The organism is Chryseobacterium sp. RLHN22 (genome assembly GCF_051011795.1).
Classification (GTDB): Bacteria; Bacteroidota; Bacteroidia; order Flavobacteriales; family Weeksellaceae; genus Chryseobacterium; species Chryseobacterium zhengzhouense.
Genome location: NZ_JBPCHW010000006.1, coordinates 125741 through 150767, shown reverse-complemented (window position 1 = coordinate 150767; position 25027 = coordinate 125741). Strand labels below are relative to the sequence as shown.

Sequence of the window (25027 nt, the reverse complement as noted above, 5' to 3'; positions counted from 1 at the left end):
TATGAAGGTTTAATGCCTTGACACGTTCATTTACATCATCATGAAATTCGTACATTCGTAGCAGAACAAAAAAATCCTTCAAGGTTTTTGAAGTCTTGAAGGATTAAATTATAGGTTTAGTTAAAATCTATTTCTTAGCAGAAGTTTCTTTTACTCCGCTTTGTAAGATTTTTTCTAAAATTCTTAACGTAATCAGATAGGTTGGTTTTACTCCGGTTAATCCTAAACCTCCAGAAGAAAGCGTAGAACCTGTTTCCAACGGGTTATCTGATGCGTAATACGCATACATCACAAATAAATCCGGAGAAATGTGGTGTCTGATTTTAGAAGCCACCTGAATTGCTTTCTGGTAATGCGCGCCTTCCATTTCCAGTCCGATTGCTTTCCAGGAAGTGTTCATAAAATACTGAAGAATATCTCTGTTTTGAAGTGATGTTCCCAAAACGGTAATCATTGGTCCTTCGAAAACCTGCAACTCGTCATCTACGAAATCTTCTTTTTTCAAAGCGTTTTCAAACGGATAATTATCGGCTGTTCCTTCAAAAATATGAGATGTAGGAATCATAATATCACCTTTTCCGCCGGCAAGAATTCCTGCTTTACCCATGATAGAAACCGATTTTACTTTCATCATATATACCTCACCTTTCTGCTCGAATGGTCTTAAAAGTTCGTCCATTACCTCAAAAGCCTGCTCTCCAAAAGCGTAATCAAAGACCAGAACAACATCGTCGCCATTAAATTTAGCATTATTGAACGGCGTATTTTTTAGATCAACTTTACTTAAATCGATAATCTGAACATCTATGTTACTTCCGCTTTTATCATGAATGTGAATCAATCCTTCTTCCTTAGCGTATTTTAGAACTTTATCTCTCAAATCTTTTTTGTTTGAGATTTCTTCATACAGTTTATAATCCACCTCCTTAGTCTGCTTCTTTTTCAGCGCATCATTGGCATACAGCATATTTTTCACTGAGTGCATGTTGGCAGAAATAATGTGCAACGGTCGCATGTGAAGATCGTTTTCAAATAAAACTTCTTTCACCTTATTTGCCCATTTTTCTCCGAAATAGTGATGCCCTACTCTCTCCTTCAGGATTGCACTGAAATGAATTTCTCTTTCACGGCTCTGCTTTGCATCTTCCAGACTTACTTTGCCTAAATGATAGATGATTTTAAACAATCTGTCCGGGTTTTCGTCATCGCCAAACGTGTTATAAGCATTTAAAGTTTCATCAAACGTTCTTCCGATTAAAGAAGATAAATGAATCAATGCCACTTCTTTTTCTTTTCTGCTGAATTTTTTCTCGCCTTTCACTACTTCTTCGATGATTTTGAAAGCTCTTGTCGGCTTCCAGTTTTCATCCTGGATAAATGCAAGATTTCTGATTTTATCTGCTTCAATAAATAAGAAGGTAAGGTGGGTAAGAATATCGTAGATTTCTGAACGACCCAAAAGAACTTCAATATTCATCTGATGTTCATCGATTCTGTAACAGTTTCTTCTTCTCTTTTTAGGAACGATCGGCTCAAAACTTCCTTTATCAAAACCTTCATCCGATGTAAGATGAATGAAAGCACATTCTTCAATACCTTCTGGAAGTCTGTCTAAAACATACATCAAACCATCCAATTCCAACTTGCTTGGAACACTCATGGTACCGTAAATTTCCGGATTGATCGTCTTCAACAAACTTCTAATGCTTTCTCCCGAAACTCCGCTTGGCTTGAAAAAACCTCTATAAAACAAATGCCTCATAGATATGTATAGTCTTTCAATTGCCTCGGTGGTTTCTCTTGCTCTAGAATTTGTCATATATTAAAATTTTTATAAAAAGTCTCGCAAGTTACGAAAAATATTTTTAATACTTCAATTTGCTTATTTTCAACAACTTGCAAATCAACCTAAAAACCTAGTTAATAAATTAAATGATTTTTAAAATTACCACTTATCAGGATATGTAAGAAGAATTTCAGAATAATTTTTATTCATATTTAATCTAACCGCTCCAGTTTCTTTATTTCGTCCTTTATTTTATCGAAACTAACTTTTTCTACAGTTTTCATCAATTTTCGATTCATATAGAGTTGTAAAGTGTAGGTGTTATTTTGAGTCGCCGTGATGAAAATTCCATCTTTTGGCTTACCTTCAGAATCCGTTTGAACTCCAGTGATAATACGATTTTCATCAGTTTCTTCCATGAACTTATCTGAAACGATTTTTTCCGATAAATCATTAAAACTCTCCTGAATATTTCCTGATTCCAGAACAGCTATATAAACTTTGTAAAACAATTCTGTTCCTTCACTTGGCTGGATAGACTCATCAAACGCTTTCATTTTTTTGGAAATTATTTTTCCATTTTGCTCATAATATAGAATAATCTCTTCTTTATATTTTGATTCCAGATATTCCTTCCGAGTAGAATCAACAAGCTTTCCGTCGATTGAAAGTTGTTTATTAAAAGTATTTCCTGACTGCTCAATTTTAATTTCAGCTTTTCTATTGGCCTGCATATCAGAAACTTCAATCGCATTACTTTTTATCTCAAAATGAATTCTGTTAAAATAATGCATCGCAAATAAATCCCAGTCGAAACTTTTCAAGACTCCACTCTTCCAATATCTTGAAATAAATTGCTTTTCATTCAGCTTATATTCCACACCATCAAAAATTTTTCGGTCTTTGTAAGTAGATTTAATGTCATATAATTGATGCGTGTAATTGTCCATGTTTTTCAAATAATCATTTGAATACTGAAACTTCCGGGCTCCGTTTTCAAAATAGTCAACCTGTTTAAACTCACGGCTATCTTCGGTTTCAAAGTATCCTGAAAAAGGTTTTTCGTTTTTAAAAATCCCTTCATAGAATTCCTGCGGCTTTTCTGAAATCGTGTACGTATAATCTTTAATTTTTGCCAAAATTCCGTTTTCATAAATTTTTCGCTTTCGAACTTTGTCTTTATTATAACGACCTTCATAAAAAGTCTCTTCAACAATTTTTCCATCTTTAAAAATAGAAGTTCCTCCGTTTTGCACTAAAGTTCCACTGTAAGGCTGGTCATTTTTATACTCTAAAGTTCCTGTAATTTTACCATCATCATAAAAAGTTGTCATACCATCCAACTTTCCATCTTTAACATGGTAAGTTTTTTCCAGATTTTCCAATCGATAACCAAATACTTTCTGCAATCCTGTTTTTTTGAAATCTTCAACATTGATCAATTCGTAATCATCGGAACGGTCATTAAGTTGCTCAATAAAAGTTCCGTTAAAAGGCTTTCCATTTTTATAAATTCCTTGGGCAACGATTTGTTTTTCTTCGTTTACTGCAATTGCTTCACCCTCTTTTAAACCATTTACATAATTTAAATTCACATTAAACTCCGCTATCTTTTCATCAAAATTCCCGTGAAAAGGCTCATCCTTTTTATACACCCTTTTGCTTTTCAGTTTTCCATCTTCAGTATAAACAATTTCTTCTCCCTCTCTCCAACCTTCTTTATATAAAGTTTCCGTTGAGATTTTTCCGTTTGGGAAATATGACAAATTCTTCCCTGATCTTAATTTACCAGCATATTTTATAATCGACTTAACTTCCGTTGCAAAATTATTTTGGAGATAATACTCATAATCCAGCCCATTTTTAATATCACTTCCATATTCGTAAAAGTTGGCTTCATTCAAAGATTGAATTAATTTTCCCGACTTGTCGTAATTTTTCTGTTCAATAGATTTAAAATAACCTCGATCAATGGCAAAAACTTTTTCCTGAGCGATTTGTTTTGAATTTGCCCAAAATATTTTTTCAGTAACTGTTTTTCTGTTTTTTATTTTTTTTGAAACATTTTCTTCATCCATCGGTTCCAAAAGCTCTAGCGTTTGTGGAGCCACTTCAGTTGTTTTTAAAGGAACCGGAGGCGGTGGCGGAACTTCAACACCTTCATCACTATGACGACTTCCTGTCTCTGATACAGAAATTTGCTCAATCTTTTCATTATAATCATAGTCCTCATTATTTTTTACCCTTTCAAAACTTCCGCTATCAGGTTTTCCTATTACATAAGTTCCTTTCATTAAAACAGCTCCATCTGTACTGTAAATAACAGTTTCACCATCTTTTATCCCATTTTTATACTGAACTTTCTTTCGGACTTGTCCATTAGGGTGATAATATAATAAGGTGAAATTTTTTGTATCATTCCGATATTGACGAAAATTCTCATCATTCCCGTTTTCGTCATACCATATAATATCTCCCACGTAACCATTTTCGTTTTTCTTTAATGCGTAGCCTTCAAACTGTGGCGTTCCGTTGATATAAAAATCCTGAAGCAGCATCAATTCGCCTAATTCTTTTATTGGCATTAGTCTATAATAAGAAGCATTAGATTTTGAAGTCACTTTCCAATCTTTATCATAATAAATGGGTTCGGATTTTTGAGAAAACAATATTTTAAACAGAAGAAAAGAAATAATAAATACAGATTTTTTAATCATACATTTTGGATTTATTCAAAAGTAAGAAATCTTTAGCTTTATTAAAAACGCATTTATTAAAGCAAAAATCAAACTGAACCCAAAAACACCCATCAAAACAAGAGGGTGTTTTGTATTTAAAATTAGATTTATTCATAAATTATCGCAAAAAATATAGGGGTATTGGATTTTGGTTTTAATTTTTTCGTAAATTTGCCCTGTAAAATCAAACCCAATATGTCGACTTTAAGATTCAAAGCGTTAGAAACTTTACCATTTAAGGACTTTAGAAAAGATAATTCTATCGAAATTCCTGTGAAATTGTCAGAATTATTCTGTCAGAATGTTTTCTCAGAAGAAACAATGAGAGAATATTTAACAAAAGAAGCATTCCAATCTATTTTGGATGCGATGAAAAAAGGAACTCAAATCCAAAGGCACATTGCAGACCAAGTTGCGGTAGCAATGAAAGACTGGGCAATGAGCAAAGGTGTAACACACTATACCCACTGGTTTCAACCTTTGACAGGATCTACTGCAGAAAAGCACGATTCTTTCTTCACTCCCATCGAAGGAGGCAGAGCAATCGAAAGATTCAGCGGAAACTTATTAATCCAGCAGGAACCGGATGCATCTTCTTTCCCGAATGGAGGGATCAGAAACACTTTCGAAGCGAGAGGTTATACAGCTTGGGATCCTACTTCTCCTGCATTCATTATGGGAACCACTCTTTGTATTCCTTCAATTTTCATCTCTTATACCGGAGAAACTTTAGATTATAAAGCACCTCTTTTAAGAGCATTGAACGCGGTAGATGAAGCTGCAACAAACGTAATGCAGTATTTCGACAAAAATGTAACAAAAGTAACGCCTACTTTAGGTTGGGAGCAAGAATATTTCCTGGTAGATTCAGCATTGTATCAATCTCGTCCGGACCTTGTACTAACAGGTAAAACTTTACTAGGACATTCTCCTGCAAAAGGACAGCAATTGGATGACCACTATTTCGGTTCTATTCCTACAAGAGTAATGAACTTCATGAAAGAGTTGGAAATCGAATGTATGAAATTGGGTATTCCTGTAACGACAAGACACAACGAGGTGGCTCCAAATCAATTTGAGCTGGCTCCAATGTTTGAAGAAGTAAACGTCGCTGTTGACCACAACTCTTTGTTGATGGACGTAATGGCAAGAATCGCTCACAGACATCATTTCCACATTTTATTCCACGAAAAACCATTCGCAGGAGTAAACGGAAGCGGAAAGCACAACAACTGGTCTTTAGCAACTGATACAGGTGAAAACCTACTAAGCCCGGGAAAAAATCCTAAGAAAAACTTACAGTTCTTAACATTCTTCGTTAATACCATTAAAGCAGTTCACGAATACGCAGACCTTTTAAGAGCAAGTATCGCTTCTGCAAGTAACGATCACAGATTAGGTGCAAACGAAGCTCCACCTGCAATTATTTCCGTATTTATCGGAAGCCAGTTGTTCAGAGTTTTGGAAGAGCTTGAAAAAGTAACGGAAGGAAAACTTTCACCGGACGAAAAAACAGACTTAAAATTAAATGTAGTTGGGAAAATACCTGAAATCTTGTTAGATAACACTGACAGAAACAGGACTTCTCCATTCGCATTTACAGGAAACAAATTCGAAATCAGAGCGGTAGGTTCTGCTGCAAACTGTGCTGAGTCTATGACAGTAATGAACACGATTGCTGCAAAACAATTAAACGATTTCAAGAAAGAAGTTGATGCTTTAATTGAAACAGGTCTTAAAAAAGACGAAGCGATCTTCAATGTATTGAGAGAATACATCAAGCAGTGTAAAAACATCATGTTTGAAGGTGACGGATATTCTGATGACTGGGCAAAAGAAGCCGAAAAGAGAGGTTTAAACAATTTAAAAACTACTCCGGAAGCCCTTAAGCAGGAAATGGATCAGAAATTTTTAGATCTTTATGAAGAAATCGGCGTTTTCACGCATAGAGAAGTTGAAGCTAGAAACGAGATCAAATTAGAGAAATATTCTACCGTTATCGATATCGAAGCAAGAGTTTTGAGTGATATCGCAAGAAACCACATTATTCCTTCTGCTTTAAAATATCAGAACAGATTAATTGAAAACGTAAAAGGTCTTAAAGAAATCTTCGGAGATAAAGAATTCAAAACTTTAGCGAAAGAGCAAATGAGTTTAATCGCAAACATTTCTGAAAATGTTTCGACAATTAAAGTTGGCGTTGAAGATCTTATTGCAGCAAGAGAGGCAGCGAAAGCTGTAACAAACAGTCAGACGCAGGCAGAGGATTACTGCAACAAAGTGAAGCCTTTATTTGATGTAATCAGAGACGCTTCTGATGATCTTGAAATGATGGTGGATGACGAGCTTTGGCCAATGACTAAATATAGAGAAATGTTATTTACAAGATAACATCTGTAAAGTTCCATATTAGTGAAGGTTCCCCGGTTTTCGGGGAACTTTTTTTATAATTTGTTACTATCATTTTTAAGAATTCCAAAAATGCAGAAATGTGATGGATAAAGGAAAGCGGGAATATTTTGTTAAAAAATCTTAATAAAAAAAACCGCTCATTCACCAAAAAAGGGAGCTTGCGGTTTGTTTTTCTTTAACATAATTAAATATTATGTTAAAATGTGTTAAATCAAGAACCTGATAATAATCATATCGAGGCTGTCTTGGTCGGAATATCTACTTTTGTAATGCTTTAGAGAAATAAATATACCTTTTTAACACGGATAATCAAATTTATATGAAGAAAAGAGTTTTGTTTTATTTAGTTGCTTTCGTTTCTACAATATCACTACAATCATGCGTAACCAATTACGTAGTTTCAAAACCGGCAACTTATACTAAAGAATACAAAACAGATGCCAAACTTGCTGCCATTGACCCTCAATTAGAGAAAGATAAGAAATTGCTAATCAGCTCTTTTGTATCGGAAAAAGCAGTTGCGCTATCTAACGCAAAAAATTCTTTAAAAAATTCTGAAATCGCAAAAGCGATCAAGCATAGCAAGACCATCGATAACATTTTAACAGAAGCAGCAACCTATCTTGGAACGCCTTACAGATACGGAGGTACGACAAGAAATGGAATTGACTGCTCAGCATTTGTATTATCGGTTTTCGGTGCAGCAGCAGGTCTTACATTACCAAGAGTTGCAGCATCTCAGTCTCAGGAAGGAGAAAGTGTTGAAAAAGAAAACCTTCAGAAAGGGGATTTGATTTTCTTTTCACATGGAAGAAGAATCTCTCACGTAGGAATTGTAGAAGATGTTACAGAAGAAGGAGAGGTTAAGTTCATTCACGCAGCCACATCGAAAGGAGTTATGGTCTCATCACTGAACGACTCGTATTGGGGACCTAAATACAGATTCGCAAAAAGAGTCATCAACGAGAACGGAGAAAATTACAACAATTTAGCATCCGTAAATTAGTCTTAAATAATTGATTTATATTAAAATTAAAGCCATCAGATCGATGGCTTTAATTTTTGCTTACAACTTAATCAAAAGCTAACTGTTTTTATCGATTTCTATATCGAGCTGACGTAAGAGACCATAAACTTCAGAAAGTGAAAATTTGGTCTTTTTAAGCTTATTTAAAGAAGGGTTTATGGTATAATTGAAAGACGTTCTTAAATCTGCTTTTTCTAAATTGGTTCTATCGAAAACTGTCCCACTTAAATCACAGTTTGAAAAGATAGATTGAGAAAGGTCTGCTTCGGAAAAATCAACTTCAATTAATTTTGAATTTTTAAAAAGTGTTTTCTTTATGGTAGATTTATAGAAAACCGAATTGTTTAAAGCGCAACCATCAAATTTAAATGACATTCCAAATTCGTTGCAGTCATTGAAAGCCATTCCAAACATTTTGCAATCTTTAAAAACAACGTCCCTGAAAGCAGTTCCAAGCAGTTTGGTCATGCTTAAATTACATTCTATAAACTCACAGTCTGTAAATTTAAATTCAGATAGATTTACATATTCAAAATTGCAATTTCGGAAAGTACAATTCTCGTATTCACCTAAATCTAAAAGTTTTTGAGTAAAATCAATATTTTCAAAATTTTCGTCAATGATATATACTTCTCTCATAGTTTTTTGATTTTAAAGGTTGGGCCCCTTAAATTTTTATATCTCTCGCCGATTTTGCAGATTGCGCAGATTTAGAAGAAAAGATTTAAAGAATAACTGTAAACTTCCATCACCCAGCTTCTCTCTTCCTGCTTTTTACACCAAACTGTTTTTGTCAGCATGATTGAGTTTAAAGAAAATAAAAGTCAGGATTGAAAAGGCAAGTAAAGAACTTCCTCCGTAACTGAAATAAGGCAAAGGGATACCAACTGTCGGGAAAAGCCCCATAACCATCCCTAAATTGATTGAAAAGTGCATCAAAAGAATCGAAGCAAAGCAATACCCAAAAACCCTGTTAAATACCGATTTCTGCTTTTCTGCCAAGTAATAAATTCTCCCAATGTAAATCATATAACATAACACTAAGACGGCGCTCCCAACAAATCCCCACTCTTCACCTACCGTACAGAAGATATAGTCGGTTTCCTGCTCAGGAACAAATTTACCCTGGGTAACGGAACCTTCACGGAATCCTTTTCCAAACATTCCACCGGAACCGATTGCCGTCTTTGAATACAATAAGTTATATCCCGAAGTATCCCGGAATTCTTTTTCTCCTTTATATAAAACTTCTACGCGCTCTTGTTGGTGCTTAGGCAGTTTCTCAAAAATGACAGGTGAAATGAATGATAAAGCAGCTAAAAGAAGAACAATTCCTACTCCAGGCAAAAGTGTGTAAACATTTTTACGAAGAAAAGCCGCATTAAATGCAAACCATAAGCCTCCGATAACAATAATAAACACAGTAAAATACCACAAACTCCATTGCAATGGGTCATTCAGATAATTGGCAATTAAAAATACCGCTCCAAAAAGCCCTCCGACCAAAAAAAGTTTTCCGGAAAGACCTTCTCTGTATAAAGCAATGAAAAAAGCCGTAAATACAAGCAATGAGCCTACATCCGGAATTGATAATACAACCACTGCAGGAATTCCGATTATTGCTAATGCCGTGAGTAAGGATCTTGTATCTTTTAGATTAAATTCGGTTCTCGACACATAACTTGCCAGCATTAAAGCCGTTCCAATTTTTGAAAATTCTACCGGCTGCATGGTAAAACTCCCGAATTTATACCAGTTTTTCTGGCCTAAAATTTCTGTCCCGAAAACATGAAGCCCGGCCAGCATTAAAACCCCACCGATATAAATGATTCCTGCCATATTTTCGAAAAACTTACTTCTGCTGACGAAAATAATAATGCCGACAAACAAAGAAATTCCAAAGAAAATAAGCTGCTTCTTACCTAAAGATTCATCAACACTGTAAATGTTGGCAATGGCGAAAACGCAAAGCAAAAAGTATAATCCAAGCCCAAGCTTATCTATTCCTTCTGTCCATTTCATGGTTTTTTAGGTTTTTGGGGTTCAGAATTAATTTTCTTTTGCAGGGCATCTTTCTTTTTCTTGATAAGGTTTAAGCTGTCCTGAATTCGTTTAAGCTTCAGTGAATCTGGTTTCGGTTCTTTGTATAAACCTTTTCTTTTTAAATCAGCAATCCACTGTCTTTTGTATTCAGGCATAAAACTGGATGTAATCATCTTTTTATACAGATGTTCACGTTTTAAGTCTCCTGTGATATATTTTTCAGCAATCACAGTACAAGCCGGTCCTGCCCAGGTTGCTCCAAAACCGGCGTGTTCCATGACGGCAACCACTACAATTTTTGGTTTATCTGCAGGAGCAATGAGTACAAAAATAGAATTATCTTTTCCTTGAGGAACCTGTGCCGTTCCCGTTTTAGCTAACTGAGTAAAATCTTTAGACATCAAACCTCTCGCAGTACCTCTTAAAACTACAGCTTCCATCCCTTTTAAGACCGGACCAAAATGTTTTGGGTCAACCAACGTTTTATGTTTAACTTTAAATCTTGGGTCGGGATTTGGTTTTCCGTCAATGGCTTTTACGATATGAGGAGTGTAATACCAACCGCGGTTTGCGATCGCTCCAACATAATTTGCCAACTGAATAGGCGTCACCAAAACGTCACCCTGCCCCATTCCGTTATAAATAGCTCCGGTTGACATTTCGTCCCAATTCTTGAAATCTGTTCTTTTTGAACCGCTTGCTTTAATAATTGCCTTAAATCTTCTTTCGTAAAAATCTCCCGAAGGAATTCTGCCTTTTGCCCCTACTGCAAAATCATTATTCAGGAACTCACCTACGCCGAAGCTGCTCATGATTTTTTTCCATTCATCGACACCCCTTGACGGATTTCCCGGATATTTTTTAATAATAGCAATAAAAGCATACGTAAAGAAACAGTTGCTGGAAACCTGAATCGAAGGAATCAACGGATCTGCTCCACCGTGACCTTTGATTCTTTTTCCTTTATAATAAAAACCACCGCCACAAGGGAAAATTGTATTTTCATCCATCACGCCCATCTGCATTGCCGCCAAAGCAGTCAGCAATTTGAAGGTTGATCCTGGAGGATAACCCGCCTGCAAAGAACGGTCGAAAGTCGGTTTATTCTCATAAATCGTGTCTTTTGATAAAGCATATAAATTTTTTGATTTATAGGGTCCGGTAAAAAGATTCGGATCAATATCCGGTCCGGTCGCTGCAACCAGAACTTCACCATTATTCGGATCTAAAGCTACAACAGCACCGTGCTTATTCACCAGCATTTCTTCAGCCATTCTCTGAAGATCATAATCAATCGTCAGAGTAATATCTTTTCCTGTGATTACGTCTTTGTCTAACGAGCCATTTTTATAAGGACCAACATTCCTAAGCTTAATGTCTTTCTGGATATATTTTACCCCTTTTATACCGCGAAGTTCTTTTTCGTAGGCCTTTTCTACCCCTGTTTTACCGATGAGGTCGCCCGGAAGATAATACGTAGAATCTTTCTTAATTTCTCTGTCGTTTACTTCACTCGTATAGCCTAAAAGATTTCCGGATGTAGAAACTTCATACTGTCTCTGCGGACGCTGAACAATACTGAATGCTGGATATTTAAATATAATTTCCTGAACTCTTGCAATCTCTTCCCTGCTCAAATCTTTAAGAAAAGTCATCGGGGTAAGCTTGGAATAGTATTTTTCTTTTTTAATGAGCTTAATCTTATTGATGAATTCAGGTTTTGAAATCTTCATTAAATTGCAGAAAGCCACTGTATCGAAATCAGGCTTCATCAAAGCCTGAGTGAAAGATATTTCATACGCAGGCTGATTTCCTACTAAAATTTTACCGTTTCTGTCGAAAATAACACCACGCTGCGGAATTACATATTCAGTTTTAATGGATGTATTGGCAGCATTCAGGGCATACCGGTCTGTGAACAGCTGTAAATAGGAAAGCCTTGCTATAAAAATAAGAGCAATGGCAATGAGAACGGTTAAGATTTTTATATGGCGTGCGTTCAAACTTTCTGTTTGATTTTAAAGATTAATGCGTAAATAATGATAAATATAAAGGAAATTCCACTAGTTACCAACACATTAAGTAAGATTTCAAAAATTCTGCTGAATTTAAAAAACTCGATATATTGCACCAAAAGCTGATGCAGGAAGATACTTGAAAACAAAAACAGCAAAAACTGCGTCCATTGCAAAGACTGGAATGAAAAAAAGTCTGTAGAAGTATCTGTAGACGTACGGAAAATCAACGTACGGAAATAAGCAATTACAGTCGTAGCCATCGCATTGATTCCCCATGTACCAAGAAAACCATCTACTGAAAGGCCAATTAGAAAGCTTAAAGCTAAAAACTGAAATTTATTTCTGAAAAACGGGTAAAACATCACAAAGACCGGATACAAAACCGGCGTGAATTTACCGAACAGCGTGATTCTGTTCAGTACAAAAATTTGTAGAGCCACCAAAAAAGCCATGATCAAAAGATCTGTAAATACCGTTCTGCTAATCATTTTCTTTTTTTATTACAGCCTGCATGGTGTCTTGAATTTTCTGAACCTCAGCTTTTTTAAGGTTTTTAACGACAAAAACTTTGTTCAAAGCTCCCATTTTTTCGCTCAATTCAACTGAAATATCCCAGAATCCTGTTTTATTGTCCACGGAATAACCAGCAATGGTTCCGATCATTACGCCTTTAGGAAAAATCGCTGATTTGCCGTCGGTTTCAATGGTGTCACCAATTTTAAGCGAAACATATTTTGGCACATCTGCCAAATGCATCACACGGGAATTATCTCCTCTCCATGTCAAAGTTCCGAAATATCCTGAATTTTTTAATGCAGCATTAATCCTGATTTTATTGACACTCAAAACCGACTGCACCAAAGCGTAACTGTCTGTAGAATTAATGACAATTCCGGCAATTCCTTTTGGAGCCATTACCCCCATTTGAGGATAAACACCGTCTCTAGTTCCGCGATTTATTGTAAAATAATTGTTTCTCCTGTTGATGCTGTTAAAAACAATTTCACCGTCAACAAAAGTATAGATTTGTCCGCCACCCAAAGTATCATGAACTTTTCTGAATTGCGGATTTGCAGCCCCCTGTTTACCGTAAAGCTGTACCATTAAAGATTTGTTTTGAGCAACAAGATCTTCGTTTACCTGTTTTAGTTTAAGGTAAGAAACTCCTTCATCAATTCCTCCGGAAACCCACGAATTGAAAGCCGCAGTTTGCCCTGCAAGCCACGATTGCTGCATGGCATTTTTAGAGAATATCAAAATGAGAGCAATAATTTGCAGGAAAATAAAGAATACGAAAAGAGCATTCTTCGAAAATAATCTCAGCAAAAATCCCATTCAGATAAAAAGTCGTAAAAAGTTAGAATTATTTAATTAAGAAATTGAATTTATCCATATTCTTAAGGGCAATACCCGTTCCGCGAACAACAGCTCTCAAAGGATCCTCTGCCACGAATACAGGAAGACCTGTCTTTTTGTGCAATCTGTCTGCAAGACCTCTCAATAAAGCACCTCCACCTGCAAGATAAATACCTGTTTTGTAAATATCTGCAGCCAATTCCGGCGGCGTAAGAGAAAGTGTTTCCATTACAGAGTCTTCAATTCTGATGATTGATTTATCTAAAGCTCTTGCAATTTCTTTATAACCAACCATAATTTCTTTTGGTTTACCTGTAATCAAATCACGTCCTTGTACCGGAATATCATCGATATCTACATCAAGATCTTCAACAGCAGAACCTACTTCGATTTTCACTCTTTCAGCTGTTCTTTCTCCGATATATAAATTGTGGTGTGTTCTTAAAAAATAAGCAATATCATTGGTGAATACATCACCTGCAATTTTCACAGATTTATCACAAACGATACCTCCCAAAGCAACCACAGCGATTTCGGTAGTACCACCACCTATATCGATAATCATATTCCCTTCAGGCTTCTGAACATCAATACCAACTCCTATTGCAGCTGCCATTGGTTCATAAATCAAGCGGACTTCTTTCGCATTTACTTTCTGAGCAGAATCTCTTACTGCTCTTTTTTCAACTTCTGTAATTCCGGAAGGAATACAGATTACAATTCTTAAAGCAGGCTGAATGAATTTACCTTTAATTCCCGGAATTTTTTTGATAAATTCTTTAATCATGTGCTCAGAAGCATGAAAATCTGCAATTACTCCATCTTTCAACGGGCGAATTGTTTTGATATCTTCATGAGTTTTACCCTGCATATGCTTTGCCTGCTCACCGACCGCAATAGGTCTGCCGGTAGAACGTTCAATTGCAACAATTGAAGGCTGGTCTATAACAATCTTATTATTATGGATGATAAGCGTGTTGGCAGTTCCAAGGTCTATCGCAATTTCCTGCGTAAACATATCGAATAAACTCATAATTTTCTCCTTGATTTAAGTTTACAAAGATATAAAATTCACAGGAGTAAAAAATAATTAGCCACAGATAATTTGGTTAAATTTTTATTAAAATTTACAAAGTACACAACCCTAACTGTTTCTATTTTTACCCATTCTAATTAGGCTTAAAATGGATTTTCATAGCTTTTTACGATAATTATCATACAGACTATCACAAGCACCATCCGTAAAATTTCCGTAAATTTGCCCCTGCTTATGATACAGTATTCCAATATTCATCAGACAACGAATTTCGCCGTATTGTCGATCAGCTATGAGAAGGCCGATGTAGAGACAAGAGGTAAGTTCGCATTTTTTGATGAAAATATTAAAAACTTTGTCACCCGAATTCATGATGAAAATTTAGGGGATGCTTTTGTGGTCTCTACCTGCAACAGAACGGAGATCTATACCACGACTTCAAACTATCTTTTCGTAGCTGAAGAGTATTGCAAGACCATCGGAGTAAATCTTTCAGATTTTCTGCAGTTTGCCAATATTTTAACAAAAGAGGAAGCTTTAAATCACTTATTCCGCGTTGCAGCCGGTCTGGAAAGCCAGATTATCGGTGATTTTGAGATTATCGGACAGATTAAAAAAGCCTACGCCCGTTTTAAAAAAGAGAGACAGAATTCGAACCCTTTTTTAGAAAGATCTATTAATTCTGCGATTCAGATTTCGAAAAGGATAAAAAATGAAACCGGAATTTCAAACGGCGCAGCATCCGTTTCTTATGCAGCTGTTCATTATATTCTAAACAATCAGAAAAGAATTACCGAGAAAAACATTCTTCTTCTCGGAGTTGGGGAAATCGGACAAAATACGGTTGAAAATTTGGTAAAACACGTTTATCAGCCGAAAATAAAGATTGCGAACCGAACCCAGGAAAAAGCAGCGAAGATTTCTGAAAAATATAATATCCCGAATATCGACTATAATGATTTTGAAAAGGAATTAGAAAATACAGACATTCTTATTGTTGCCACCGGAGCAAAAACGCCAATCATCAATAAATCTCATTTAAAAAACGGAAAAGAAATTTTAATTATTGATCTTTCGATTCCGCATAATGTTGATAAAAATGTTTCTGAAGTTGAAAACGTAACTTTAATTGATGTTGACGAGCTTTCAAAACAAATTCAGCAAACCATTCAGCAGAGAGAAAAAGAAATCCCGAAAGCCGAAGTCATCATTAAAGAAATGACCAAAGACTTTCTTGAATGGGAGAAAAAAAGAAAATTGGCTCCAAACATTCATCATTTCAAAGCTGTTCTGAAAAACATGGAGCGAAACGAAATGCATAATTTCTACCGAAAAAATAAGTACATCAATATCAACGACATGGAGCTTTCTGATAAGATGATTCAGAAAATCACCAACCGTTTTGCAAAATATATCATCGACAACCCTTTGAAAGCCGAAGAAATTAGTAAATTAATGCACGAAATTTTAGTTGAACAACCCAATAACGAATTCAATGAAAAGCATTAGAATAGGAACCCGAAATTCAGCACTTGCACTTTGGCAGGCAAGAGAAGTTGCAAGACATTTGCAGAACCTGAACTATCTTACCGAAATTGTCCCGATTGTTTCTTCAGGCGATAAAAATCTTAATCAGCCATTGTATTCATTGGGAATTACTGGGGTTTTCACAAGAGATTTAGATATCGCTTTGCTCAACGACGAAATTGACATTGCCGTACATTCCCTTAAAGACGTTCCTACAAAACTTCCGGAAAATATAGAAATCGTTGCCTATCTTGAAAGAGATCATCCGCAAGATGTTCTGATCAAAAGAAAATCGGCAGCCAATAAAGAGTTTCACGAGCTTAAATTAGCGACCAGCAGTTTAAGAAGAAGAGCTTTCTGGAAAAAGCATTATCCTGATACTGAGTTTTTTGACATCAGAGGAAATATTCAAACCCGGCTTCAAAAACTCGAAGAGCAGGATTTTGATGCAACAATTTTATCTCTTGCCGGAATTAAACGGATGAAAATGGAAATCGACTACGAATTTATTCCGTTTATGATTCCTGCACCGTCTCAAGGTGTCGTTGCCGTTGCGGGATACTCTGATAAAAAAGAAATCAACGATATTCTAAAACAAATTTCACATAAAGAGACTCAAATCTGTGTAGAAATGGAAAGAAACTTCCTGAGCACTCTGGAAGGCGGATGTACTGCCCCCATTGGAGCTTATGCTGAAATTATTGAAAATCAGATCAGGTTTAAAGCCGGACTTTGTTCGTTAGACGGAAAAAATTATATCGCAACCGATGAAAGTTTTAAATATAATGAAGAGGAGAATTTCGGGGAGAAGTTTGCGAATATTGTTTTGGAAAATGGAGGAAAGGAATTGATGAGAGAGATTAAAAGTCAGATTTAAGGTTTAGGTTTAGGTTTAGGTTTAGGTTTAGGTTTAGGTTTAGGTTTAGGTTTAGGTTTAGGTAAAATTAAGGTTTCTCTGAATCTTAACATTTCTTTATGTTTAAAGTGTCGGTCTGTTTAAAATTAATTTTTGAACTTTACAAAACGTTTTTCAATTCTAAATTTTAAGCAGATGACGAAGTACTTTTCAATATTTATTTTCCTGTTTTTTGTTTTTACAGCGAATGCTCAGAATCAGTTTGCACAAAAGCTATCTGATGCTGCTTTAAGTTTAACGAAAGATAAAGTCACTTACGATCCCGCATATGTTTCGATTAAATATCCTAATGGTGATGTAGCCGCAGACAAAGGTGTTTGTACCGATGTGATCATCAGAGCTTACAGAAAATTAGGTATTGATTTACAAAAAGAAGTACATGAAGATATGAAGAAGAATTTTTCTAAATATCCTAAAAAATTTGGTTTGAAAAAACCTGATACCAATATCGATCATAGACGAGTTCCCAATTTGCAAGTTTTTTTTGCGAAATTCGGTAAATCAAAACCAACAGATCAAAACCCTGCTTCTTATATTCCCGGAGATATTGTGACTTGGCTTCTTCCAGGAAATTTAACACATATCGGAATTGTTGTGAATAAAAAATCGGCGGACGGAAAAAGATATTTAATCGTTCATAATATCGGAGCCGGACAAGTTTTGGAAGACTGCCTTTTTAAATTTGAAATTACCGGACATTATCAATATTCAAAATAATTAATAATGAAGAAGATCATTTTCGCTCTTTTTTTGTTGATTTTAAATTTTAGTTTTGCACAAAATTCAGGTTTAAAAATTATCGAAAAACCGATTAATTATTCCGCAGAACGTATTGCTTTAAGTTTAGAATACCTGAAAGACCATCACGGCTTAGTTCAAAAAAATCCGACTATTGTTCCTAAGATGATTGTTCTGCATTACACCGCAGGAGGAACGGTTGAAAGCAACTTTAAATATTTCAATAAAACACATCTTGAAAGCGCAAGAAATACTTTAAAAAAACAAAGCACGTTAAATGTTTCTTCGCAATTCATCATTGATCGTGACGGAACGATTTATCAATTGATGGAGCCCAATCAATTTGCAAGACATACGATTGGCTTAAATTATTGCGCCATTGGCGTTGAAAATATCGGAAGCAAAAAACAGCCACTGACTGAAAAACAGGTTGAAGCCAACGCACAATTGGTAAGATATTTATCTCAGAAATATAAGATTGAATACCTCATCGGGCATTCCGAATACGGAGTTTTCAGAAATTCGAAATTATGGAAAGAATCTGATCCGAAATATTTTACCGGAAAAGAAGACCCAGGAAATGATTTCATGACCAAAGTAAGACAGCAGGTTTCTGATTTAAAATTAAAAGATAAGCCAGCTAATTAGTTTTTTTAATTACCATTAAATAACAAAGTCAACGACCACTTTGGCATTCCGCAGGAATCTCAGCAAAAAATTTAACGTAAATTGTTTAGATTCCTTCGGAATGACAAATAAACTGCTAAAAAACAATGAACATTTTATTCACCAAAAACTTAGACCCAAAATACATCTCCGAAAAATTAGGAAATGATGTTTCGGTTAAATGCATTGAGGTAATAAAAACAAAGTCAATCCCTGTAAAAAGCTTTGATTTAAAGAACAAATCTTTGATTTTCACAAGTTTAAATGGAGTGAAATCGTTCTTTGAGAATGGCTTTAAGCCCAATGAAGATTTTACCGCCAAAAACTATAATAAGATTTACTGTGTTGGCGAAAAAACCAAGCGGGAACTCCGCAAAAATGGTTTCGGAACATTCAAAGTTCTGAAAAATGCCGAAACGCTTTCCCAGTTTATTATTGAAAACTGCGTTCACGAAAAATTCATTCATTTTTGCGGGAATCTCGCACTTGATGTTCTGGATAATGAACTACCGCTTCAAAACATTCAGTATGAAAAAATCACCATGTATGAAACAGAGGCATTAAATCCCACAATACATGAAAAATATCATGCAATAGTTTTTTTTAGCCCAAGCGGAGTTCGTAGTTTTGCGAAAAATAATTCTTTGGAAAATGTAATCCTTTTTTCAATCGGGGAAACGACTTCCAAAGAGCTTAGGAAATATACAAAATCTGAGATTTTCACAAGCCATGAAAATACTCTTTTAAACTTATTGTCGGTAATAAATGAAACTTTAATGAAATTTAAATCTTAAAGCTATCACCTAAAAACCAATAACCATCAACTAAAAAGTTATGATTAAAAACGACCTATATTTAAAAGCACTTCGCGGAGAAACTGTAGAAAGACCACCGGTTTGGATGATGAGACAGGCGGGAAGATATTTACCTGAATTTATCGCACTTCGTGACAAATACGATTTTTTTACAAGATGTCAAACTCCGGAACTGGCTTCTGAAATTACGGTACAGCCCATCAGAAGATTCCCCTTGGATGCAGCTATTTTATTTTCTGATATTTTGGTGGTTCCTCAAGCCATGGGAATTGATTTCAAGATGAAAGAGTCTGTTGGACCTTGGTTGGAAGAACCCATCAGAACAGCAGAACAGGTTGACAATATCGTTGTTCCTGATGTGAATGATACTTTAGGTTATGTTTTTGATGCCATAGAAATGACGTTAGAGAAATTGGACAATGAAATTCCGCTTATTGGTTTTGCCGGTTCTCCATGGACGATTTTATGCTACTGCATTGAAGGAAGAGGTTCTAAAGATTTCAATATTGCCAAATCTTTCTGTTTTTTACAGACTGAGGCAGCACACAAATTATTACAGAAAATCACCGATACAACGATTGCTTATTTAAAAAGAAAAGTTGAAAAAGGAGTTTCTGCGGTTCAGGTTTTTGATTCTTGGGGCGGAATGCTTTCTCCGGCAGACTATCAGGAATTTTCGTGGAAATATATCAATCAAATTGTTGAAGCTTTGGCTCCCCTTACTCACGTTGTGGTGTTCGGAAAAGGATGTTGGTTTGCATTGGAAGAAATGACAAAATCTAAAGCATCTGCGCTTGGGGTAGACTGGACAATCACTCCGGAATTAGCGAGACAATTTACCGGCAATTCTGTGACTTTACAGGGAAATTTTGACCCTTCAAGATTACACTCGACTCCGGAAACCATCAGAAAAATGGTTCATGAAATGATTAACCGCTTCGGGAAAGATCAATATATTGTAAATCTGGGACACGGTATTTTACCTAATATTCCTGTAGAAAATGCGGAAGCATTTATCAGAGCAGTGGTGGACTGGAAACCAAGTGTTCAGTTTTAATTTTCCGATATTTAAAATTTGCAAATAAAAAAATCCCTTTCAAAAAATAATTGAAAGGGACTTGTATTTTTAATCGTTTTTAAGGTTACGCTAACATTCTTTGCGCTTTTTTCACTCCTTCTACCAATAAATCAATTTCATTGAAAGTATTGTAAACGGCAAAACTTGCGCGAACCGTTCCTGCAATACTAAAGAAGTCCATAATCGGTTGTGTACAGTGATGTCCGGTTCTTACGGCGATGCCCATTTTATCGAGAATCATTCCCACATCCGAAGAAATACCGATTCCTTCTAGATTAAACGAAACAACACCCGTTCTGTGCGCTTTCTCGCCATATACTTTTAAACCTTCAATTTCTAATAATTGTTTTTGAGCATATTCCAACAAAGCATTTTCATGATTCTGAATATTTTGTTGCCCAACTTTATTAATGAAATCAACCGCTGCTCCAAGAGCAATATTTCCGCCAACATTTGGAGTTCCGGCTTCATATTTAAAAGGTAAGCCTGCGTACGTTGTCCCGTCAAACGAACAAACCGCAATCATTTCACCACCACCGTGGAAGGGTGGCAATTCTTCAAGGACTTCCTGTTTTCCATATAAAATACCGGTTCCCATCGGAGCGTACATTTTATGTCCTGAAAACACAAAGAAATCACAATCTAACTTCTGAACATCAATAGTAAAATGCGGAGCAGATTGTGCACCGTCAATCACAATGTAAGCATCTGAATTCGCTCTTGTCTTCGCAATAATTTCTTCAACAGGATTTACAATTCCCAAAGCATTGGAAACCTGATTGACAGAAACCACTTTCGTTTTTTCACTTAAAAACTGGTCTAAATAGTCCAGCTGAAGAATTCCGTTTTCATCCATCGGAATCACTCTTAATTTTGCACCGGTTCTTTCACAAAGCAATTGCCAAGGAACAATGTTCGAATGATGCTCTAAATAAGAAATGATAATCTCATCATCCTTTTTTAATCTTGAAGTTAAAATATAAGAGATGAGGTTTAGGCCTTCCGTAGTTCCTTTGGTAAAAATAACCTCAAAATCGTGTTTAGCATTGATGAACTTTTGGATTTTTCTTCTTGAAAGTTCCATTTCTTCGGTCGCCAACTGACTTAAAGTATGAATTCCGCGATGCACATTTGCATTAAGCTCGGTATAATATTGATTCCAAACTTCCAAAACAGAGTTCGGTTTTTGGGATGTCGCTGCATTATCTAAGTAAACCAATGGCTTACCGTTCACTTTTTGATTTAATATAGAAAACTGACTTCTGATTTCCTGAATGTCAAACATTTATTAAAATTTTAATTAAAACGTTCTTTATTTAGAACTCTTCAAATTTACGGCTTTTTTTCGGATTGTAGTTTAGAGTTGATTGTTGTTGGTTGATAGAAAGAGTCGATGTGATATATGCTTTTATGCTTTCAACGCATAGGCTCGCTAAGAATAGTTTATTTAATTGTGAATATTTTCGTTCGCAAAGGCGTTGCACTCAGCGAATGACAGCAGTGAAATTAATTTAAATTTAATTGTAATTACAAAATTATTGTTTGGATACTAAGCCCACTAAGCTTTCAACTATTTTATCACATAAGTTTCACAGAGCCCTTTGATATATAAAAGATTATAAAGGTTTCGACTGAATTATCTTTGGATTTTTAACATAAAAAACCTGCCAAAAATTGACAGGTTCTATTATTTTTAAATAAGAAATTCTTATTCTGCTGAAGCTTCTGCTGCTTCTGGAGCCGCTCCTTCCTCAGTTGCAACTTCTTCTTCATCCTCATCATCCTGCATTGCTGCACCACCTTTCATTGCATTTCTAGACATCTTAACTGCTACAACAACTGCGTTGTCTGGGTGCATGAAAGAATATCCTTCAGCTTTAATACCTCCTACATAGATTTTGTTACCAATTCTTAATGGAGTAACATCTACAACTACCTCATCCGGTAAGTTTGCAGGGATTGCTTTTACTTTTAATTTTCTGAAAGACTGACGTAGAACACCACCAGCTACAACACCTTTAGAACGACCAGTAATTCTTACAGGAACTTCCATAATTACAGGCTTATCATCTGATAATCTGTAGAAGTCTGCGTGAATAATTTTGTCTGTAATCGGGTGGAACTGAATATCCTGAAGAACAGCCGGGATTGTTTGTCCGTCAACCTCAATAGATACCGTGTGTGCTTCAGGAGTATATACTAAACCTTTGAACGCTTTCTCTTCTGCAGAGAAGTTCAATGGCTCACCACCTCCGTAAACAACACAAGGAACTAATTCAGCATCACGTAAAGCTTTTGTAGACTTTTTGCCCACGCTTTCTCTTTTTGTACCTTGAATTGTAATAGATTTCATTTATAAAAAATTTAAAAAATTGTTTTCAATTTAATTTGTAAATTATTAATTATCAATTAGATAACAAATTTACTACTGATCGATTGATGCTCGTGCACCATCTTCATCACATCTGCAAATAACGGGGCGCAAGATAGCACTTTTATTTTAGATGACAAATTAGTTTTTACAGGAATTGAGTCAGTTACAATAACTTCCAATAATTTTGAGTTTTCAATATTGTCGTAAGCCTTTCCAGAAAGCACTCCGTGAGTAGCCATTGCTCTTACAGATTTTGCTCCTTTTTCTATTAAAATATCTGCAGCTTTGCAAAGTGTTCCCGCAGTATCAATCATATCATCAATAAGAATAACGTTTTTACCTTCTACATCACCAATAAGGAACATTTCTTCTACAACGTTTGCTTTTTTCCTTTCTTTGTAAGCAATTACAACATCAGCTCCGATGTGACCTGCGTAATTTTTTGCTCTTTTTGCACCTCCCATATCCGGAGAAGCAATCGTAAGATTATCAAGGTTAAGATTTTTGATGTAATCAACAAAAATAGTTGATGCATATAAGTGATCCACTGGAATTTCAAAGAATCCCTGAATTTGATCCGCGTGCAAATCCATCGTCATTACTCTTGTTGCACCTGCAGCCGTTAAAAGATTTGCCACCAATTTAGCTCCGATTGGTGCTCTTGGTTTGTCTTTTCTATCCTGTCTTGCCAAACCGAAATATGGAAGTACAACGGTAATACTTTTTGCAGATGCTCTTTTTGCTGCATCAATCATCAGAAGTAATTCCAAAAGATTGTCTGCAGGCGGGAATGTCGACCCGATAAGGAAAACTCTTCCTCCTCTTACAGATTCGTCTAAAACGGGTTCAAACTCTCCGTCGCTGAATTCCTGAAAGTTGATTTTCCCTAATTCTTTCCCATAATACTGGGCAATTTTTTCCGCAAGATCCTTACTCGTTCTTGTAGAAAACAGATAACTTAACTGATCGGCCATTTTTACTTTTTAAAGATTTGCAAATTTAAAAAAAAACCACAAGAATCAATCCTGTGGTTTTTAAGTTTTTATTTTTCCTGAATATTAAGGGAATGTAACGCCTGAATATTTATTGGGGTCAACTTGCGGTAAAGTAGATTTGTACTTAGCATTAATCGACTTTATAAATTCATTGGCAACAATAGCATAACCTCTACCTGTAAGGTGAACTCCGTCTAAAGAGAATGTTCCTCCCGTTACGAAAGTAGCTGTATATCTCACACCATTCCAGGAAATTCCTGACTTAGAATTTAATTCTGTCATTTTAGCATTCATGTCAACAAAAGCAAGCCCTTTTGATTCCGCCAAGCTTTTAATGGTAGCATTATAAGCTGTGGTAGCTGTTATTACTTTTGCGGCTTCTGCTTCCGTTAGTACCAGTTTATCTTCCAAAGGAACCGAAGTACCTCCACCAGCTTGAGGAGTAAGCACTGCACTTGCTGTTAACAAGATATAATCTTTTGCCGTTGTCTGTCTGTATTTTGGTAATCCCGGAACAGTTGACAGGTCTTTATCTACAATAACGGCTCCGTTTGCTACAGCTCCGGCTGTAAATTTGATTAGTCTTTTCTGATATTCTGCATCATTAATTGCTCCTAAAGATTTAGCCTGAGCCAATCCCGCGTTGTAAGCCGCATAGCCTCCATTCAGCTGAGTAACCTGCGCATCCGTAAGATTTGTAAGCGGCATTGCCGGAACTCTTGTAAAAAACGGTACACTAGTTACATTAGGAATATTTGCAACGACTCCTTTTCTGGTAGTCCCAGACGGGAAAACTGCACTGATTAAAGCCGTATAAGTATTAGTAAAACCTACTCCCACTGCTCCGTCAACCGGAGTAATAGGGTTAGAACCATCTCCACCTGTTGTTGCATAACCCAACACATCATTATTCCCTATCCACACAGATACAAAAGTAGGATTCTGAGCTAAGGCATCACCAACAACTGAAGCTGTAGTTGAAGAAGCGAATCTCACAAAATAAGGGTTTGCAAGTCCTAAAGAAAGACCTGCAGGATTACCGTATCCGGATGCAAGCAAATGAGAAACCTTAGCTCCGGGTACCCCCATGTTCTGATAAGCCCCACCCGAAGCAATATTATCCAAAGCTGCGGCAGGTGCATTTGCAACGGGACTCAATGCTCCATTGACCATTTTTAACTCAAGTTTTCCTGGAAATCCCGACAAACCGATAAACCCACCAACATTATTTGGCATTAACGGCTGCTTAAATTCTCCACCGCCCGCAAGTTTCATCTGCATAGCGATCATACTTGGAAACGACTCATTTTGTCCGCCTGAATAAAGTGCTCCGTCTCTGTATCCTGAAGTAAGAGAATTACCCAACGAAATAAACTTTGAGAAGTCTGCTTCACCTTTAGTTACAGCGATATCTTTTACATCAGTATCAAAATCTGTTTCGCAGCTTGTTGTAAAAAGAAGTGCAGAAACAGCAATTGTAGATATTATTATTTTTTTCATAA

Annotated in this window: 20 protein-coding genes; 8 read left to right on the top strand and 12 right to left on the bottom strand. The window is 35.9% G+C overall.

What is annotated here, in order from left to right:
• Positions 1-127: 127 nt before the first annotated feature.
• Together ACR1PN_RS08315 and ACR1PN_RS08310 are read right to left on the bottom strand one after the other, a co-directional pair.
• Complete coding sequence (locus ACR1PN_RS08315; protein WP_433979653.1) at positions 128-1819, bottom strand: DUF6909 family protein; 1692 nt, start codon at positions 1817-1819, stop codon at positions 128-130.
• 179 nt (positions 1820-1998) lie between these two features.
• Positions 1999-4503: a hypothetical protein gene (locus ACR1PN_RS08310; RefSeq protein WP_433979652.1), complete on the bottom strand. Its 2505-nt coding sequence runs from the start codon at positions 4501-4503 to the stop codon at positions 1999-2001.
• Between the two features lie 216 nt (positions 4504-4719).
• Here ACR1PN_RS08310 and ACR1PN_RS08305 point away from each other — a divergent pair, with 216 nt between their 5' ends.
• Complete coding sequence (locus ACR1PN_RS08305) at positions 4720-6915, top strand: glutamine synthetase III (protein WP_433979651.1); 2196 nt, start codon at positions 4720-4722, stop codon at positions 6913-6915.
• 340 nt (positions 6916-7255) lie between these two features.
• Positions 7256-7942, top strand: a complete 687-nt coding sequence (locus ACR1PN_RS08300; protein WP_433979650.1) for a C40 family peptidase — start codon at positions 7256-7258, stop codon at positions 7940-7942.
• 78 nt (positions 7943-8020) lie between these two features.
• On the opposite strand, the gene ACR1PN_RS08295 is transcribed toward ACR1PN_RS08300, so the two are convergent.
• The 6 genes from ACR1PN_RS08295 to ACR1PN_RS08270 form a co-directional block, all read right to left on the bottom strand.
• On the bottom strand, positions 8021-8602 hold the full coding sequence (locus ACR1PN_RS08295) for a pentapeptide repeat-containing protein (protein ID WP_433979649.1): 582 nt from the start codon (positions 8600-8602) through the stop codon (positions 8021-8023).
• A 135-nt stretch (positions 8603-8737) separates the two neighbouring features.
• Complete coding sequence (rodA, locus tag ACR1PN_RS08290; protein WP_433979648.1) at positions 8738-9985, bottom strand: rod shape-determining protein RodA; 1248 nt, start codon at positions 9983-9985, stop codon at positions 8738-8740.
• Positions 9982-12009 (bottom strand): penicillin-binding transpeptidase domain-containing protein, encoded by a 2028-nt coding sequence (locus ACR1PN_RS08285; RefSeq protein ID WP_433979647.1) that lies wholly within the window; start codon positions 12007-12009, stop codon positions 9982-9984. Before ACR1PN_RS08285 ends, rodA begins: the two co-directional genes overlap by 4 nt.
• Positions 12006-12512 (bottom strand): rod shape-determining protein MreD, encoded by a 507-nt coding sequence (locus ACR1PN_RS08280; RefSeq protein ID WP_378176095.1) that lies wholly within the window; start codon positions 12510-12512, stop codon positions 12006-12008. Before ACR1PN_RS08280 ends, ACR1PN_RS08285 begins: the two co-directional genes overlap by 4 nt.
• On the bottom strand, positions 12505-13359 hold the full coding sequence (mreC, locus tag ACR1PN_RS08275) for a rod shape-determining protein MreC (protein WP_433979646.1): 855 nt from the start codon (positions 13357-13359) through the stop codon (positions 12505-12507). Before mreC ends, ACR1PN_RS08280 begins: the two co-directional genes overlap by 8 nt.
• A gap of 28 nt (positions 13360-13387) precedes the next feature.
• Positions 13388-14413: a rod shape-determining protein gene (locus ACR1PN_RS08270; protein WP_034677772.1), complete on the bottom strand. Its 1026-nt coding sequence runs from the start codon at positions 14411-14413 to the stop codon at positions 13388-13390.
• Positions 14414-14650: 237 nt separating this feature from the next.
• On the opposite strand from ACR1PN_RS08270, the gene hemA reads away from it, so the two are divergent.
• From hemA to hemE, 6 genes are all read left to right on the top strand, one after another.
• Positions 14651-15925, top strand: coding sequence for a glutamyl-tRNA reductase (hemA, locus tag ACR1PN_RS08265; protein ID WP_433979645.1), 1275 nt, complete (start codon positions 14651-14653; stop codon positions 15923-15925).
• Positions 15912-16820 carry a hydroxymethylbilane synthase gene (gene hemC, locus ACR1PN_RS08260; protein ID WP_433979644.1) on the top strand — a complete coding sequence of 303 codons (909 nt, stop codon included), beginning with the start codon at positions 15912-15914 and terminating at the stop codon, positions 16818-16820. Before hemA ends, hemC begins: the two co-directional genes overlap by 14 nt.
• A gap of 174 nt (positions 16821-16994) precedes the next feature.
• Positions 16995-17576, top strand: a complete 582-nt coding sequence (locus tag ACR1PN_RS08255; protein ID WP_433979643.1) for a DUF1287 domain-containing protein — start codon at positions 16995-16997, stop codon at positions 17574-17576.
• A gap of 6 nt (positions 17577-17582) precedes the next feature.
• Entirely contained in the window at positions 17583-18245 is a 663-nt protein-coding gene (locus tag ACR1PN_RS08250; RefSeq protein ID WP_378176079.1) for a peptidoglycan recognition protein family protein, read from the top strand.
• 125 nt (positions 18246-18370) lie between these two features.
• A complete protein-coding gene (locus ACR1PN_RS08245; RefSeq protein ID WP_433979642.1) occupies positions 18371-19057 on the top strand; it encodes a uroporphyrinogen-III synthase in 687 nt (228 codons plus the stop codon).
• Positions 19058-19097: 40 nt separating this feature from the next.
• Complete coding sequence (gene hemE / locus ACR1PN_RS08240) at positions 19098-20135, top strand: uroporphyrinogen decarboxylase (protein ID WP_378176072.1); 1038 nt, start codon at positions 19098-19100, stop codon at positions 20133-20135.
• A gap of 85 nt (positions 20136-20220) precedes the next feature.
• Here the strand turns inward: hemE and ACR1PN_RS08235 are convergent, their stop codons facing one another.
• From ACR1PN_RS08235 to ACR1PN_RS08220, 4 genes are all read right to left on the bottom strand, one after another.
• Positions 20221-21441 (bottom strand): aminotransferase class V-fold PLP-dependent enzyme, encoded by a 1221-nt coding sequence (locus ACR1PN_RS08235; RefSeq protein WP_433979641.1) that lies wholly within the window; start codon positions 21439-21441, stop codon positions 20221-20223.
• 423 nt (positions 21442-21864) lie between these two features.
• Positions 21865-22509, bottom strand: coding sequence for a 50S ribosomal protein L25/general stress protein Ctc (locus ACR1PN_RS08230; protein WP_378176064.1), 645 nt, complete (start codon positions 22507-22509; stop codon positions 21865-21867).
• A gap of 56 nt (positions 22510-22565) precedes the next feature.
• Positions 22566-23504, bottom strand: a complete 939-nt coding sequence (locus ACR1PN_RS08225; protein WP_378176061.1) for a ribose-phosphate pyrophosphokinase — start codon at positions 23502-23504, stop codon at positions 22566-22568.
• Between the two features lie 84 nt (positions 23505-23588).
• Positions 23589-25025: a G-D-S-L family lipolytic protein gene (locus tag ACR1PN_RS08220; RefSeq protein WP_433979640.1), complete on the bottom strand. Its 1437-nt coding sequence runs from the start codon at positions 25023-25025 to the stop codon at positions 23589-23591.
• Positions 25026-25027 lie beyond the last annotated feature (2 nt).